Origin of the sequence: Stenotrophomonas sp. DR822 (genome assembly GCF_019793815.1) — a bacterium.
Classification (GTDB): domain Bacteria; phylum Pseudomonadota; class Gammaproteobacteria; order Xanthomonadales; family Xanthomonadaceae; genus Stenotrophomonas; species Stenotrophomonas indicatrix.
On the sequence record NZ_CP081826.1, the window covers coordinates 3,427,423 to 3,443,496 of the forward strand.

Annotated in this window: 9 protein-coding genes; 6 read left to right on the forward strand and 3 right to left on the reverse strand. The window is 66.8% G+C overall.

The window, feature by feature from the left end; genetic code table 11:
* Nucleotides 1–297: 297 nt before the first annotated feature.
* The 3 genes from K5K93_RS15750 to K5K93_RS15760 form a co-directional block, all read right to left on the reverse strand.
* Nucleotides 298–2,655 (reverse strand): family 20 glycosylhydrolase, encoded by a 2,358-nt coding sequence (locus K5K93_RS15750; RefSeq protein ID WP_222388367.1) that lies wholly within the window; start codon nucleotides 2,653–2,655, stop codon nucleotides 298–300.
* Nucleotides 2,656–2,767: 112 nt separating this feature from the next.
* On the reverse strand, nucleotides 2,768–5,431 hold the full coding sequence (locus tag K5K93_RS15755; RefSeq protein WP_222388368.1) for a TonB-dependent receptor: 2,664 nt from the start codon (nucleotides 5,429–5,431) through the stop codon (nucleotides 2,768–2,770).
* A gap of 142 nt (nucleotides 5,432–5,573) precedes the next feature.
* Entirely contained in the window at nucleotides 5,574–6,590 is a 1,017-nt protein-coding gene (locus K5K93_RS15760; RefSeq protein WP_222388369.1) for a glucokinase family protein, read from the reverse strand.
* Between the two features lie 384 nt (nucleotides 6,591–6,974).
* Here K5K93_RS15760 and K5K93_RS15765 point away from each other — a divergent pair, with 384 nt between their 5' ends.
* The 6 genes from K5K93_RS15765 to K5K93_RS15790 all read left to right on the forward strand — a co-directional run bounded on the left by K5K93_RS15765 (nucleotide 6,975) and on the right by K5K93_RS15790 (nucleotide 16,030).
* Nucleotides 6,975–8,267 carry a sugar MFS transporter gene (locus K5K93_RS15765; protein WP_025878685.1) on the forward strand — a complete coding sequence of 431 codons (1,293 nt, stop codon included), beginning with the start codon at nucleotides 6,975–6,977 and terminating at the stop codon, nucleotides 8,265–8,267.
* A gap of 39 nt (nucleotides 8,268–8,306) precedes the next feature.
* Nucleotides 8,307–9,374, forward strand: a complete 1,068-nt coding sequence (locus tag K5K93_RS15770) for a LacI family DNA-binding transcriptional regulator (protein ID WP_025878684.1) — start codon at nucleotides 8,307–8,309, stop codon at nucleotides 9,372–9,374.
* 7 nt (nucleotides 9,375–9,381) lie between these two features.
* Complete coding sequence (locus K5K93_RS15775) at nucleotides 9,382–10,410, forward strand: SIS domain-containing protein (RefSeq protein ID WP_025878683.1); 1,029 nt, start codon at nucleotides 9,382–9,384, stop codon at nucleotides 10,408–10,410.
* The gene (gene nagA, locus K5K93_RS15780; RefSeq protein ID WP_032975389.1) at nucleotides 10,410–11,558 is read left to right on the forward strand and encodes an N-acetylglucosamine-6-phosphate deacetylase; all 1,149 of its coding nucleotides are present in this window, start codon (nucleotides 10,410–10,412) and stop codon (nucleotides 11,556–11,558) included. Before K5K93_RS15775 ends, nagA begins: the two co-directional genes overlap by 1 nt.
* A gap of 2 nt (nucleotides 11,559–11,560) precedes the next feature.
* A complete protein-coding gene (locus tag K5K93_RS15785) occupies nucleotides 11,561–12,628 on the forward strand; it encodes a heparan-alpha-glucosaminide N-acetyltransferase domain-containing protein (RefSeq protein ID WP_222388370.1) in 1,068 nt (355 codons plus the stop codon).
* Between the two features lie 357 nt (nucleotides 12,629–12,985).
* Nucleotides 12,986–16,030: an autotransporter domain-containing protein gene (locus K5K93_RS15790; RefSeq protein ID WP_222388371.1), complete on the forward strand. Its 3,045-nt coding sequence runs from the start codon at nucleotides 12,986–12,988 to the stop codon at nucleotides 16,028–16,030.
* Nucleotides 16,031–16,074 lie beyond the last annotated feature (44 nt).

A 16,074-nucleotide genomic window follows, 5' to 3' on the forward strand; every position in this document is an offset into this window, starting at 1 on the left:
CAGGCATGGCCTGGCTCTACTCTGGGTCCACACCGCGTGTGGCTGAAACTTTCAGAGGCGCGTAGATGCCCAGTAGATCCACGCCATGCGTGGATGGATCTCGCCGGCGCCAACCAGGGTTGGCGTCCACCAAGGCAGCCAGGCATGGCCTGGCGCTACAGTAGATCCACGCCATGCGTGGATGAAACCGCCGGCGCCAACCAGGGTTGGCGTCTACCAAAGGCAGCCAGGCATGGCCTGGCGCTACAGTAGAGCCACGCCATGCGTGGATGGAACCCGCTACAAGAAGATCCGCCGCTATTTCCCCAGCGTCACCTCATCCAGCACCCACATCGCCGGGCGCGTGTCGCCGGTGAAGTTGATGCACAGATCACCCGTACCCGAGGTGCCCTTCGGCAATGCCGCACGCAGGGTCACGAAGCCGTCGGCATCGGTCTGCGCCGGCAGCGGCACCTGCGCCAGGACCTTGCCGGTGCAGTCACCGCGACGGATCAGCATTTCGCCGTGCGCGCTCCGGGCCTTTTCGAAGCGACGCTTCGGCTCGTCGTGGGCCAGCTGGAAGTAGTACGGAATGCGGCCTGCGCGCACTTCCACGCTGCCGATGCCATCCAGCTGTGCCTGCGGCCAACGCCAGCACGGCTGGAAGATGTCGACGGTGAACACCGCTCGCGCACCTTCGCGCGGACCATCATCTTCCAGGCGCAGGACCAGGCCCTTCTCGCCGACGCAGCTGCGCAGTGCTTCGCTGTGACGCGACAGCAGCGACTGCGCGGTGTACGCCGCCACCGTCGGCTTCGCGGCCAGCGGCTGGCCCTGGTAGAAGGCGGCAGCCTGCACCGTCGCCGGCAGCGTGGACGTCAGTGGCTGCCGGTACAGCGGCGATTGCGCGGTCACCGGCTTGCCGTCGCTGCTGTAGCGCACTTCATAGCCCAGTGGATTGGCCAGCGACACGGTCACCGCGTTCGCCGCGCGGTCATCGGTGTAGGCCACGCCTACTTCGAACGGCGTCTGCGCGTAGGCCAGGCCCCAGGCACGGTAGCGCTGCAGCTGCGAGGGCAGGCGGGCCAGGAAGTCGCGGTAATCGCGATGCTCCGGCGTGCTCCAGCCGGTCTCGGCCACGGCGGCCAGGCGCGGGAACAGGTTGTGCTGCAGGCGTGCGTAAGTGCGCGTGTGCTCGGTGAACATGTTCGCCTGCAGGCCGAGAATGTGCCCGCGCTTGTCGGCGGCCAGTTCGGCCGGCACCGGTTCGTAGTTGTAGAGCTTGGCCAGGTTCACCTGCGTCGGTCGGCCCGGCGGCTCGTTCGGCGAGGCCGTCTGCAGGTAATCCAGGTACAGGTGGCTGACCGGCGACATCACCACATCGTGGCCGGCGCTGGCCGCAGCAAGGCCGCCTTCGGTGCCGCGCCATGACATTACCGTGGCCTGCGGCGGCAGGCCGCCCTCAAGGATTTCGTCCCAGCCGATCAGGCGGCGGTCGTGTTGTTCCAGGAAGGTCTCCAGGCGCTTGATGATGTGGCTCTGCATGGCCATCTCATCCTTGATGCCGAGCGCGCGCATGCGCTGCTGCACCTTTTTTGAGGCCTCCCACTGGTCCTTCACCGCCTCGTCGCCACCCACATGCACATACCTGGCCGGGAACAGCTGGATCACTTCTTCCAGCACGTTTTCCAGGAAGGTGACGGTGCCGTCCTCGACGTTGAACAGGTTCGGGAACACGCCCCATTCGCTCAACGGCTTCAATGGCGTGTCGATCGTACCCAGTTCCGGATAGGCGGCGATGGCAGCGGTGGCGTGGCCGGGTACATCGATCTCCGGAATGACCTGGATATGCAGCTTGGCGGCGTAGGCGATCACTTCGCGGATCTGGTCCTGCGTGTAGAAGCCGCAGTACGGATGCTCCTTGCCACTGACCGGATCGATGCCGCCATCACCGGCCGGAAGGCGGCAGCTGCCGACTTCGGTCAGCTTCGGGTAGCGCTTGATCTCCATGCGCCAGCCCTGGTCGTCGGTCAGGTGCCAATGGAAGGTGTTGAGCTTGTGCGCGGCCATCGCATCGAGCACGCGCTTGATCTCGTCCAGGCTCTGGAAGTGCCGCGCCGAGTCGAGCATGAAGCCACGCCAGCTGAAGCGCGGCGCATCCTGGATCTGCACGGCCGGCAGCACGCCGTTGCTGCCGCCGGTGGCGAGCTGGGCCAGGGTGGTGGCGCCGTAGAACAGGCCGGTCTCGTTGCCGGCCTGCACCAGCACGCCCTGTGCGGTGCTTTCCAGCGTGTAGCCCTCGCCGCTGTCGCGGAAGGTCGGCACGATCTGGAAGCGGATGCTGTTGCCCTCGCCGGCGGCCTTGCCGTTGGCCACGGCCAGTCGCGGCCCACCACTGCGCGCCAGCAGGTCGGCGAACTGTGCGGCCACGCGCTGTGCGGCTTCGCCATCGGCATGCAGCACGGTAGCGGCGCCCACGGTGATGCCCGCGCCGTTGCCGCGCTGCACGTTGGCCGGTGCGGGAATCAGCATCAGGCTGCCGGCGCGCAGCTGCGGGCCAGGGCCGGTATCGAGTGCCGGGGCATCGGCGGCCAGTGCCGGCAGCACAGGCAGGGCGGCCAGCAGGCTGCCCAGCAACAGAAGGCTGCGCATCCTGGCGCGGGTGGGCTTCGTCATCGGAAGGACTCCTTGGATCGGGTGCGATGTTCGCTATACATGAAAAACGCCGGGCCCGGAATGACCCAGGCCCGGCGTGCGTGCACGACTCGGCGATGAGGCTGCCGCTGGATCAGTACTTGAAGCGGAAGTTCAGGTAGTACTGGCGACCGTTGCTGTAGAACGAGGTCGGAATGGCAGCGGTCTGGTAGTACTTGTAGGTCGGGTTGTTGAGGTTCAGGCCATCCAGGCTGATGCTCAGCCAGTCGGTGGCCTTGAAGCTCAGCGACGCCGACAGCGTGCCGAAGTCATCCTGGTAGTACGGGTTGGTGCCCGACAGGCTGATCAGGAACGAGGAACGGTGGGTGTAGCTGACCCGTGCACCGAAGCGCTCGTTCTCGAAGTAGGCGCCCACGTTGTAGGTGTTCTTCGAGGTGCCCAGCAGGTTGTGCGAACCATCGGACCAGGTGTGCGCGGTCGTGCCGTTGGCGTAGGTGTAGTTGGCGTTGACGCCGAAGTATTCGCCGATCGGCTGCTCGTAGGCCACTTCCACGCCGGTGACCTTGCCGTCGGCATTGATCGGGGTGGAGATCTGGTAGGTCTCAAGCTGGTTGGTCAGTTCGCTGTACAGCTGGCGCGAGACGACGTCGAAGGCAATGTAGTCCTTCAGGTCCATGTGGTAGGCGCCGACCGACAGCAGGCCACGCGGCATGAAGTACCACTCCAGGTTGGCATCCAGGTTGGTGGACAGGGTCGGCTTGAGATTCGGGTTGCCGCCGCCGCCGGTCCGGTTCAGGTCGGAACCGTACGAGGACGCGCCCAGTGCCGAGTAGTCCGGCAGGGTCTGGGTCTGCGACGCGGCCACGCGCAGCACGAGGTTGTCGTCCAGGTCGAACTTGATGTTGGCGCTGGGCAGTACGCGGTTGCGCTTGTTCTGGAAGGCCATGCGTTCCCACATGCCGAACAGGCTGCTGACATCCGCATCGGCAGCATTGCTGACGGCGTTGTAGGTATCGATGTCCTGCTTGATGTTGACGTAGCGCAGGCCCAGGTTGCCGCTCCACCAGTCACCGCGGAAGTTGGCCTGCACGTAGCCGGCGAAGTTCTTTTCCTTCACCTGCCACTCGGCGCCGTAATTGTGGCGACCGGTCGGACCGTCGTTGCCCGCCAGCCAGGTGGAGTTGTTGGTCACCGCATCCTTCAGCGCACCCGGGGTGAAGTACCAGATGTTGCGCGGGAAGGTGCCGCCGATATCGCCGGCGAAACCGCTCGGATAGTTGGAGGTGGCGCCGTTCTTCAGCGCACTCCAGATGTCACCCGGCGTTGCACCTTCCGGCGACAGCGCTTCGCGCTTGTGGTCGGCGAAGCGCAGGCCGAAGTCGATGGAGCTCAGCACGCCGCCGTCGTTGAAGTACTGGTTGAAGTCGAGCGTGGCCCACTTCTCCTTGTCTTCGGCGGTGACCTGCTGGTTGCCCCAGGTGCCGAAGCTGGTCACGCCGTTGGGCGAGAGGTCGCCGCCGACGTTCCAGTCGATGGGCGAGCCGCTGCCGTGCGTAGCCCAGCTGGCGCCACCGCCGCCGGCCAGGGTGACCTCGGCGATGTACTGGCGCGGGGTCTCACCGGTGCCCTTGGTGCTGCCGGCCTGGAACTTGGCGGTCAGGCTGTCGCTGATCTGCCAGTCGGCGTCGAAGGTGACGTAGCTCGACTTGGCCTTCGACTCGCGGTAGATCATGTCGTACACCGCGTAGTTGGTGCCCGGCACGCCTGCGTAGGTGGCGTTGGTCAGCACGCCATCCTTGACCACATAGCCCGGGTTCGGCGCCTGCGACTTGGCGAAGCTGTTGCCGAACATCATGAAGTTGCGGTTGTAGTTGTTCGCCTTCAGCTCGGAGCTGAAACCATTCAGGCCCAGGGTGAGGGTATCGGTCGGCTTGAACTGCAGCGAGACCAGGCCGCCCTTGCGCTCACGGGTCTGCTCGAACAGGGTCGAGCCCAGCAGGCCGGGAACATTGACGCCGATCAGGTCCGGATTGGTCAGGGCCACCGGGTCGTCGGCGCCGATCTTGAAGAAGCCACCCGGAATTTCCTGCGCTTCACGGCGCAGTTCGCGCTTCTGGCTGAAGCCCTGCACCATCACGCCGAAGGTGTTTTCTTCGTTCTTGTAGTTGAACAATGCCGAGTACTGCGGGTCGTTCGACTTGGCCTGGTCCGAACGCACCATGCCGATCGAACCTTCAGCGGTGAACTGCTTGGAGAACTCCAGCGGCTTGCGGGTGATGATGTTGACGGTACCGGTGGTGCCACCGTCCTGCAGCTTGGCCTGCGAGGACTTGTTCACTTCCACCGAGCTGACCAGTTCCGACGGCAGCAGCGAGTAGCTGACGCTGCGACCGACGTTGTTGCCCTGGCTGAGCACGAACCAGTCGGCCGAACCGACGGTGTGGCCGTTGATCAGGGTCTGGGTGAGGCTGGGGCTGGTGCCGCGCAGGCTGACACGGTCGGCTTCGTCGAAGCCGCCCTCATCGGCGCTGGACGAGCTGATGTTGACGCCCGGCAGGCGCTGCAGGGTGTCGGCGACGTTGTGCGCCGGCAGCTTGCCCACGTCTTCGGCGGTGACCACTTCCACGCGCGCGTTGGCTTCGCGCTTGGTGTCCAGCGACTTCTCCATCGAACCGCGGATACCGGTAACGGTGACGGTGTCCAGATCGGTGGCGGTCGGGGCGGCCTGCTGCGCGTGCGCACTGAAGGCGATGCAGCTGACGATGGCGGCCGAAAGCAAGGTCTTGCGGGTATTCATGATGTCTCTCCTCATCACTCGATTGGATGCCGGCGGCGATATGGGATTGCGGTTGCGATGACGTGCGCGGGGCGGCGGCGATGTCCCGGCATTGGCGTGCCACGTACTGCGTGCTGCGATTGCGTTGAAGCCGATTGCAGGTTCAGGCGTCGGCGTGGAGCAGGTACCAGCTGGCAGCGCCGATCACGCCCAGCTGTCCGTGCTCGACCACCTTCACCGGGATGCGTGCCAGCGCCTCGCCCATCGGCCCCTTCTGCAGGTAGCGTTCGACGAAGGTGCTGGTGCGCAGGTACTCGCGGATCTGCGGCAGGATCCCGCCGGCCAGGTACACCCCGCCGTGGGCGCCGTAGAACAGGGCCATGTCGCCGATGGTGCTGCCGAGCAGGCCGCAGAACACATCCAGCGCCTGCCGTGCCAGCGGATCGGTGCCGGACATCGCCGCAGCGGTGACCGCATCGGGGCTGGCCAGCGCCGGTGCCTGCCCCTGCAGCGCGCAGATCGCGCGGTACAGGTTCATCAGGCCGGGGCCGGAAAGGGCATGTTCGATCGACACGTGCGCGCGGTCGCGCTGCATGTGGCGGACGATCGCCATTTCCAGCTCGGTGCTGGCGGCCAGGGTCGGCTGCCCGGCCTCGGTGGCCAGCACCACCGGGCCGTTGGCGGTGGGAATCCACAGCGCTGCGCCCAGGCCCGTGCCGGGGCCGACCACCAGGGTCGGGCCGCGCGGCGCCGTTTCCGGGCCGCACAGGTGCAGCACGCCGCTGGCATTGACCTGCGCGGCTGCGTAGGCCACCGCTTCGAAGTCATTGACGATGTGCACCCGCTGCAGGCCGACGTCGGCCTCGATCTGCCGCGCCGACAACGGCCACGGCACGTTGGCGGTGATCACCGTGCCGTCTTCGCGGGCGTAGCCGGCGGTGGCGACCACGCAATGCGACGGGCGCGGGCCTTCGGCCAGGAAGTCGGCGAGGATCGCGCTGAGCCCGGCGTGGTCGGCGTTGCGGTACTTGCGGTAATCGAGCACCTGCACCGGATGGGCATCGTCGCCGCTGGCCTGGACCCGGGCGACACGCACATGGGTGCCGCCAACGTCGGCAGCCAGGAACGAGGGCGCGACGCGGGACAGGACATGGGCCGGGGCGGGATGGCTGGCGGTCACGCGGGCTCCTGCTGCAGGTGGGGCCGGCCCCGGGAAGGGCAACGATGGAGCCGGCGATTGGGCGGAGTCTGTAACCGCGTTGACAACGATGTCAACGAGTTCGTGACACTTTCGTTGCTGCGCCGCAACGAATGCAGATCGCCGTAAACGTTTACATGGCGTGAGTACTGCATCCCGGGCGGAACCGTTGCAGCAAGGGGCTTCAAGGGCCAAGCGCATTCAGCGGATGGCCGTGCAATGCGCTGGCGCAGTGCAGCATGAGGTGGGGTGACCCGTGCGTGGAAGTTGACAAACGGTCGCTGTCCATCGAAAGAATGTGACAACGTTGTTCCCAGCCACTCTCCGACGCCGTGTTCTGCGGCCGTCGCCGCAGGAGCCTTCCTGATGTCAGCCGTCCCCGCTGCAAGCGCACGCCCGAATGTGGCCTCGTCCATCGCCATCGTCGGCGTGCTGTTCTTCCTGATCGGCTTCTTCACCTGGCTCAACGGCCCGTTGATCACCTTCGTCAAACTCGCCTTCGAGCTGAGCGAGGTCGGCGCCTTCCTGGTGCTGATGGTGTTCTACCTGTCCTACTTCTTCCTGGCCCTGCCGGCCTCGTGGATCCTGCGCCGCACCGGCATGAAAAAGGGCCTGAGCCTGAGCCTGCTGGTGATGGCCGGTGGCGCGGCGTTGTTCGGTGAATTCGCCACCCAGCGCTGGTATCCCGGTGCACTGGGCGGCCTGTTCGTGATCGGTAGCGGCCTTGCGCTGCTGCAGACCGCGATCAACCCGTACATCTCCATCCTCGGCCCGATCGAAACCGCCGCACGGCGCATCGCGATGATGGGCATCTGCAACAAGATCGCCGGCATCCTTGCGCCGATATTGATCGGCACCCTGGTGCTGCATGGCATCGGTGATCTCGACGCCCAGGTGCAGGCCGCCGATGCGGCCACCAAGGCCACGCTGCTCAACCAGTTCGCGGCCAAGATCCACGCGCCGTATCTGGCCATGGCTGGTTTGCTGGTGCTGCTGGCGGTGGCGGTATTGTTCTCGCCGCTGCCCGAAATCAAGGCATCCGAGGCCAATGCCACACCGGCCGGCGTGCCAGGCAAGGCCGAGCGCAGCAGCATCTTCCAGTTCCCGCATCTGTGGCTGGGCGTGCTCTGCCTGTTCGTCTACGTCGGCGTGGAAGTGATGGCCGGAGATGCCATCGGTACCTACGGTCATGGCTTCGACCTGCCGCTGGACCAGACCAAGATGTTCACCGCATTCACCCTGTTTGCGATGCTCATCGGCTACGTGGTCGGCCTGGTGTTGATCCCGCGAGTGGTCTCGCAGTCGCGCTACCTGACCGTCTCGGCGGTACTGGGCGTGCTGTTCTGCCTGGGCGCCTTCTTCACCCACGGCTATGTGTCGGTCGCCTTCGTGGCGCTGCTGGGCTTTGCCAACGCGATGATGTGGCCGGCGATCTTCCCGCTGGCGATCCGTGGCCTGGGCCGCTTCACCGAAACCGGTTCGGCACTGCTGGTCATGGGCATCGCCGGCGGCGCGATCATTCCGCAGCTGTTTGCCGTGCTCAAGCAGCACATCGACTTCCAGCTGGTGTTCCTGCTGCTGATGGTGCCCTGCTACCTGTACATCCTGTTCTACTCGGTGGTCGGCCATCGCGTCGGCCTGCCGCAGGACAAGGTCTGATCGGCGATGATGGACGGCAGCCAACCCCAGGAAAAGCCGATGCGCAGAGCGACCATCAAGGACGTTGCCGAAAAGGCCAAGGTCTCGCTGAAGACGGTGTCGCGGGTGATCAACAACGAGCCCTCGGTGATGCAGGCCACCCGTGCGCGGGTGCTGCGTGCCATTGCCGAGCTCGACTACGAACCCGATCCGTCGGCGCGCAACCTGCGCAGCGGCACCACCTTCGTGATCGGGCTGGTGTACGACAACCCGAACCCGTACCACATCATCGGCGTGCAGAACGGCGTGCTCGCGGCCTGCCGCGAAACCGGCTTCGGCCTGCAGATCCATCCGTGCGATTCCAGTTCGCCGCTGCTGGCCGATGAACTGGCCGACTGGGTGCAGCGCTCGCGCCTGGCCGGGCTGGTACTGACCGCGCCGATGTCCGAACGTCGCGACCTGGTCCAGGCGCTCACGGCGCGCGGCATCAAGCTGGTGCGGATCATCGCCGCCACCGAAGACCCGGCCGATGGCGCCTGCGTGTTCGTTGACGACCGCGAAGCCGCCTATGAAATCACCGAGCACCTGATCCAGTTGGGCCACCAGCGCATCGGCTTCCTCTGGGGTGGCACCTCGCACCGTTCTTCGGGCGAACGCTACGCCGGTTACGAGGCCGCGCTGAAGGACTACGGCATGACCGTGGACAAGCATCTGGTGGTGCAGGGCGACTACACCTTCGACGATGGTTTCCGCGGTGCGCGGCGCCTGCTGGCACTGCGCGAACCGCCCACCGCCATCTTCGGTTCCAACGATGAAATCGCCGCCGGCGTGCTGGCCGCAGCGAAGTCGGCCGGCATGAACGTGCCCTACGACCTGTCCATTGCCGGCTTCGAGGACAGTCCGTTCTCGCGGCAGTCGTGGCCGCCGCTGACCACCGCCAAGCAGGCCACCGAAGACATCGCCCGCCATGCCGCGCGCCTGCTGATCGCACAGCTGCGCAGCGATGCCTACGACGATGCGCCGGCGCCGCTGCACAACCAGGGCTTCGTGCCGCAACTGGTGGTGCGCGGCTCGACCGCACCGATGCGTCCTGCCGCCGCGCGCCCCCTTCCTTCCGATCCTTCCTGAGCCTGCCATGTCGCTGTCCGATCCCACCGCCACCCTGATGTTCGCCGAGGCCGCCGAAGCGGCCGAGGTCGTTGCCCGCCAGTTCGCCCGCAACCACGCCGTGATGGAGACGCTGGCAGCCAGCCTGCGCGCTGCGCCGCCGCCGTTCGTGGTGACCTGCGCACGTGGCAGCTCCGACCATGCCGCGACCTACGGCAAGTACCTGCTGGAAACCCAGCTGGGCCTGGTCGTTGCCTCGGCCTCGCCATCGGTGGGCTCGGTCTACGCCGCACCGCTGCAGCTGCGCGGTGCGTTGTTCATTGTCATCTCGCAGTCCGGCAAGAGCCCGGACCTGCTGCGCAATGCTGAAGCGGCCAAGGCCGCTGGCGCGCGCGTGGTGGCGCTGGTCAACGTCGAGGATTCCCCGCTGGCACAACTGGCCGATACGGTCATTCCGCTGCATGCCGGCGTGGAGAAGAGCGTGGCAGCGACCAAGAGCTACCTCGCTTCGTTGTCCGCGCTGCTGCAGCTGGCCGCCTACTGGAAGCAGGACAGCGCGCTGCGCAACGCTCTGGACCTGCTGCCCGATGCGATGCGCGAGGCTTGGCAATGCGACTGGAGCGCGGTGACCGATGGCCTGGTGGAGGCCAACAACCTGTTCGTGCTCGGCCGTGGCCTCGGCCTGGGCGCGGCGCAGGAAGCGGCGCTGAAGTTCAAGGAAACCTGCAGCCTGCATGCCGAGGCCTACAGCTCGGCCGAGGTCAAGCATGGTCCGATGGCGCTGGTCGATCGCGGCTTCCCGGTGCTGGCCTTTGCCCAGCCCGATGAGACCGGCGCCGGTACCCGTGCCGTGGCTGAAGAGTTCACCGCACGTGGCGCCAAGGTGTGGCTGGCCGGTGCCGGCGGCAACCTGCCGGTCGCTGCCGCGCCGCATCCGCTGTGCGCGCCGCTGCTGACGGTGCAGAGCTTCTACCGCGCGATCAATGCACTGGCGCTGCGCCGCGGCTTCAACCCGGATCTGCCGCCGCATCTGAACAAGGTGACGGAGACGGTGTGATGGCAACCGTCCTGCGCAATGCCCGCATTCTTGCCGGCGATGAGTTCCGCGATGACCTTGCGGTGGTGATCGAAGACGGCCACATCAGCGCGCTGCTGCCCGACGCGGCGCCGCAGCTGGGTACGGCCGACGAGCAGGTGGACCTGGGCGGTGGCTGGCTGCTGCCCGGCTTCATCGATGTACAGGTCAATGGCGGTGGCGGTGCGCTGTTCAACAACACGCCCGACGTCGAGTCGCTGCGCACGATTGCCCGTGCGCATCGCCGCTTCGGCACCACGGCGATGCTGCCGACCCTGATCAGTGACGACGTGGTCGTGATGCGCGAGGCGATCGGCGCGATGCGCCAGGCCATTGCGCAGGGTGTGCCCGGCGTGATCGGCATCCACCTGGAAGGCCCGTACATCGCACCGGCGCGCAAGGGCACGCACGATGCCAGCAAGTTCCGCGTGCCGGACGAGCAGGAAATCGAACTGGCGTCGTCGCTGGACAACGGCGTGACCCTGCTGACCCTGGCGCCCGAGCGCGTGCCGCTGGAGACCATCCGCGCGCTGGTCGAGCGCGGTGTGATCGTCGCTGCTGGCCACACGGCCGGCACCTATGAAGAGATCCGTGCCGGCCTCGATGCCGGCGTGCGTGGCTTCACCCATCTGTACAACGCGATGTCGCCGCTGCAGGGCCGCGAACCCGGCGCAGTCGGCGCGGCACTGGAAGATCGCGACAGCTGGATCGGCATCATCGTCGATGGCGTGCACGTGCATCCGGCCAGCCTGCGGGTGGCGCTGGCGGCCAAGCCGCGTGGCCGCCTGCTGCTGGTGACCGACGCGATGCCGCCGGTCGGTGCCGACGATCCGAGCTACGTGCTGTATGGCGAAACCATCACTGCCATCGACGGCGTGGTGCGCAACGCGGCCGGCTCGCTGGCCGGTTCGGCGCTGGACATGGCCACTGCCGTGCGCAACACCGTGCAGTTGCTGCGCCAGCCGCTGGCTGAAGCCGCGCGCATGGCCTCGACCTATCCGGCGCAGTTCCTCAATGTCGATGATCGCCTGGGTTACATCGCCGAGGGCTACCAGGCCGACCTGGTGCTGCTGGACGACGCGCTGCAGGTGCGTGGTACGTGGATCGCCGGCCAGTACGAGGCGGCCTGACGATGAACAGCGCGCCGCCACGCCGGTTGGGCTCGATCGACGCCCTGCGCGGCATGACCGTGGCGGCGATGCTGCTGGTCAACAACCCAGGCGACTGGAGCGCGGTGTTCGCACCGCTGCGCCATTCCGACTGGCACGGTTGTACGCCGACCGATCTGGTGTTCCCGTTCTTCCTGTTCCTTGTTGGCGTGTCGATGGCCTTCAGCGTCGCACCGCGCGCGCTGGATCCGGCGGCACGGCCTGCGCTTGCACGTGGCGTGCTGGAACGCGCGCTGCGCATCGCCGTTGCCGGTGTGCTGCTGCACCTGCTTGTTTGGTGGGCACTGCACACGCACCATTTCCGCATCTGGGGCGTGCTGCAGCGCATTGCGCTGTGCGCGGCCGTGGTGGGCGTGCTGGCGGTGTATGCGCGCCCGCGCGTGCAGGCGGCCGCGCTGGTGGCGCTGCTGGTGGGTTACGCCGCGCTGCTGCTGGGCGTGGGTGACCTGGCGCCGTGGACCAACCCGGCCAGTCGCCTGGATACCACCTTGTTCGCGCCATGGATCTACCAATGGCAGGCCGATACCGGTCTGGGCCATGACCCGGAAGGATTGCTGAGCAGTCTCGGCGCATTGGCCAGCACCGTGCTGGGCCTGCTGGCCGGGGGCCTGCTGCGCAGTGGCCGCGCCGGTGCATTGGCCGCGCTGGGTGCGGTCACCGCCGTGCTTGGCCTGCTGCTGGCAACCGTACTGCCGCTCAACAAGCAGCTGTGGACGCCCAGCTACGTGCTGTGGACTGGTGGCCTGGCCGCGCTGGCATTGTGGCTGGGCCACCTGCTGATCGACCGCAAGGGATGGCCCGCGCTGGGCCGGCGCTTCGGCGTCAATGCCATCACCGCCTATCTGGGGGCCTCGGTGATGTCGGTGATCCTGTTGGCCACCGGCGCCTGGGGTTGGGTCTGGCAACAGTTGGCCGCAGCAATGCCACAGGCGCTGGAGCTGGCCTCGATGCTGCAGGCGCTGGCGTTCGTCGCGCTGTGGTGGGGCGTGGCGTGGTGGTTGGACCGACGTCGCATTTATCTGAAGATCTGAGCGCGGCAAACATCGAGGAGAAACGCCCATCCACGCATGGCGTGGATCTACTGGGCATGGCCCATCCGTGTGTGGTGTGGCGCCACGGTTCATCCACGCGTGGCGCGGATCCGGCCCATCCATGCGTGGCATGCCTGCTGTAGATCCACGCCATGCGTGGATGTTCCATCCCGGGCGATGGGAAATGAATCGGTTCATCGACATGCGGGCGGCGTGACTACTACCCGGTTTCACAACGAAAGCGTGACCGACTGCCGATAAGTTCACCTGTCGAAACCATTCATGGCAGGGCAGACTGCATCAGCAGTGTCGTACAGAGCATCCGCAGTTCCTGATCCCCCGACCCAGGAGTGCTGTATGTCCCATGTCGTCCCGCGCGGGTTCCGCCAGCGCCGCTTGACTGTTTCCCTGCTGCAGATCCTGGCGATGCCCTCGCTGCTCGCCCTGTCCGCCCCTGCCGCCTGGGCCGGGTGCGACGCGACGGCTCCCGTAGCCGGGCAGACCGTCACCTGCAGCAGCACCGCCCCCAATCCCGAGACAGCAGCCATCAGTGCCACTGGCGCGGCGGGCATCACCGTGAATGTTGGCAATGGCGCGCAGCTGCAGCAGGCCGGCGCGGGCAGCGCCATCTCCCTGCTCGGCGCTGTCGGGCACGTGCTCACCAATCTCGGTGCCATCAGCTCGGCGAGCGGTACCGCGGTACAGCTTGGCGGCGGCAGCCGCGTCGACAACACCGGCAGCATCAGTTCCGGCAGCGGTATCGCACTGCAGTTCAGCGGTGCCGGCAACAGCGAACTGGTCAACCGCGGCACCATCAGTGGCAGCAGCGGCGTGCAGTCCGGTGCCGGCAACGATCGTCTGCAGATGCTGGCCGGCAGCATCAGCGGCGGCGTGCAGCAGGGCGATGGCAACGATGTACTGCTGCTCAGCGGCGGCACCATCGACAGCCTCGACCAGGGCAATGGCGATGACCAGCTGACCGTCAACGCCGGCACCATCACCGGGCTGGTGACGCAGGGCAGTGGCCGCGATGATTTCGTCATGACCGGCGGCACCATCGGCGCCCTGCAGCAGGGCGACAACATCGACACCTTCCGCATGAGCGGTGGCCGCATCGTCGGCGCGTTCGAAGATGGCGACCAGGCGTGGATGACCGGCGGCCGCATCGGCCGCGTCAACATGAAGCTGGACAAGAACCTGTGGGACATGTCCGGCGGCACCGTCGACGGCAACGTGGTCACCGGCTTCGACACCGACACCATCATCATCTCCAACGACGCCTACATCGGCGGCAACATCAGCGTCAGTGGCGGTGCCGACAGCGTCACCATCACCGGTGGCACGGTGCGTGGCCAGGTGCTGCTGAGTACCGGCAACGACACCTTCAACTGGAATGGCGGCGGCATTGTCTACGGCGCCATCGACATGGGCCCCGACGATGACGTCGCGACCCTGGGCAATCTCAACCAGGCCAACCTCGGCGCTGTACCGCTGTTCGATGGTGGCACCGGCAGCGATCGCCTCAGCTTCAACAACGTCAAGACCGCTGGCGTCGGGCGCTTCCAGAACTGGGAAGCGGTCAGCCTGGCCAGCAGCACCGAGCTCACCTTCGATGGCGACCTGGTGCTGGGCGACAGTGCCACCGGCACCGGCAGCTTGACCGTGGACGAGACCAGCACGCTGTTCGGCGGTGGCGGCAACCATGCGATCCGTCCGTTCGCGGCAGCTGCGCTGGTGAACATGGTCAACGCCGGACGCATTGATCTGACCAACAACAGCGGCGCCGGCGATGCCTTCACCATCCGTGGCAACTACCGCGGCGACGGCGGTGGCGTGTACCTGCAGACCGTGCTGGGTGCGGACGACTCAGCCAGCGACCGCCTGGTCTTCGATGGCGGTACCGCCACCGGCAGCACCGGCCTGGGCATCATCAACACCGGTGGCGCAGGAGCGGCCACGCTGGTCGACGGTATCCTGGTGGTGCAGGCGCTGAACGGCGCAACCACCGCGCCAGGCGCGTTCTCGTTGTTCGCACCGGTCTCGGCCGGTGCCTACGAGTATTTCCTGTTCAAGGGCGGCGTCAGCGCCGGCACCGGCGAGAACTGGTACCTGCGTTCGACATTGGCGGCCGGGCCGGCCCCCGCACCGAACGGCGGCGGCGAAGTACTGCCACCGCCACCGCCGACGCCACCGGTGGCGCCACCGCCGCCGATTCCCCCGGCACCCCCGCCGCCGCCAGAGGGTGCCACCGATCCGGACCTGACCGCAGGCGAGACCGCACCGCCACCACCACCGCCGGAACCTGCGCCCGTAGCGCCGCCCAGCGATCCACCCGTACCGGACGTGCCGGTGGCCGGTGGCAGCCTGCCTGGTACCGGTTCGCCGCCGCCCAGTGCGGGGGCAAGGCCCGCCGCGCCGAACGAGAACGGCCTGGTGCCGCTGTACCGCCTGGAGACCGCGGCCTACGCCGTGGTGCCACCGCTGCTGCGCGAGACCTCGCTGGCCAGCCTGGGGACCTTCCATGAGCGCCAGGGCGAACAGCGCCTGCTGTACAACCAGGGCGCCTTCCGCACGGCATGGGGACGGCTGGTCGGGCAGAGCAGCGAGATCCACTGGAAAGGCGATGCACGGCCCGGCTTCGATGGTGACGTGATGGGTGTGCAGGCAGGCCTGGATGTGTGGGCTGCCAGCGGTGACAGCCACCGCAACCAGATCGGCGTGTTCGTCGGCCGCACTCGCGCCGATGGCAGGATCACCGGCCTGGCGGTGGGCTGGGACAACGTGTTGGTCGGCCAGAGCCGGTTGGACGACAAGCACGTGGGCCTGTACTGGACGTTGACCGACAGCAGCGGCGGCTACATCGACGCGGTGGCGATGCAGAGCCGCTACGACGGCCGCACGCGCTCCTCGCGCGGGCTGGGCATCGACCTCAAGGGCGATGGCACCACGCTGTCGCTGGAAGCGGGCAAGCCACTGCTGCAGTTCGGGCAGTCATCGTGGTGGCTGGAGCCGCAGCTGCAGGTGATCTGGCAGCGCAGTTCACTGGATGACCAGCGTGATCTGGTGTCCACCGTTTCCTTCGACAACGACAACGCGTGGACCGGCCGCGTCGGCCTGCGCCTGGCGGGCGATTACCAGTTGGCCGACAACGGCTGGCAGCCGTACTTCAAGTTGAATTACTGGCATGGCCGTTCGGGCGAGGACCGCATCCTGTTCGACAGCGACGCGATCATCAATTCGCAACGCTCGCGTGCTGTGGAGGCCGGTGTCGGCGTGGTCGGGCGCTTCAACCGCACGATCAGCGCGTATGCCGTGGCCGACTACACCCGCGAGGTTGGTGGCAGCGACAACGGCAAGCGTCGCATCATCGAAGGCAACATCGGCCTGCGCGCGGACTGGTGACGATCGCCGCTTTGGTGGGTGTCGACCTTGGTCGACACGCCTTT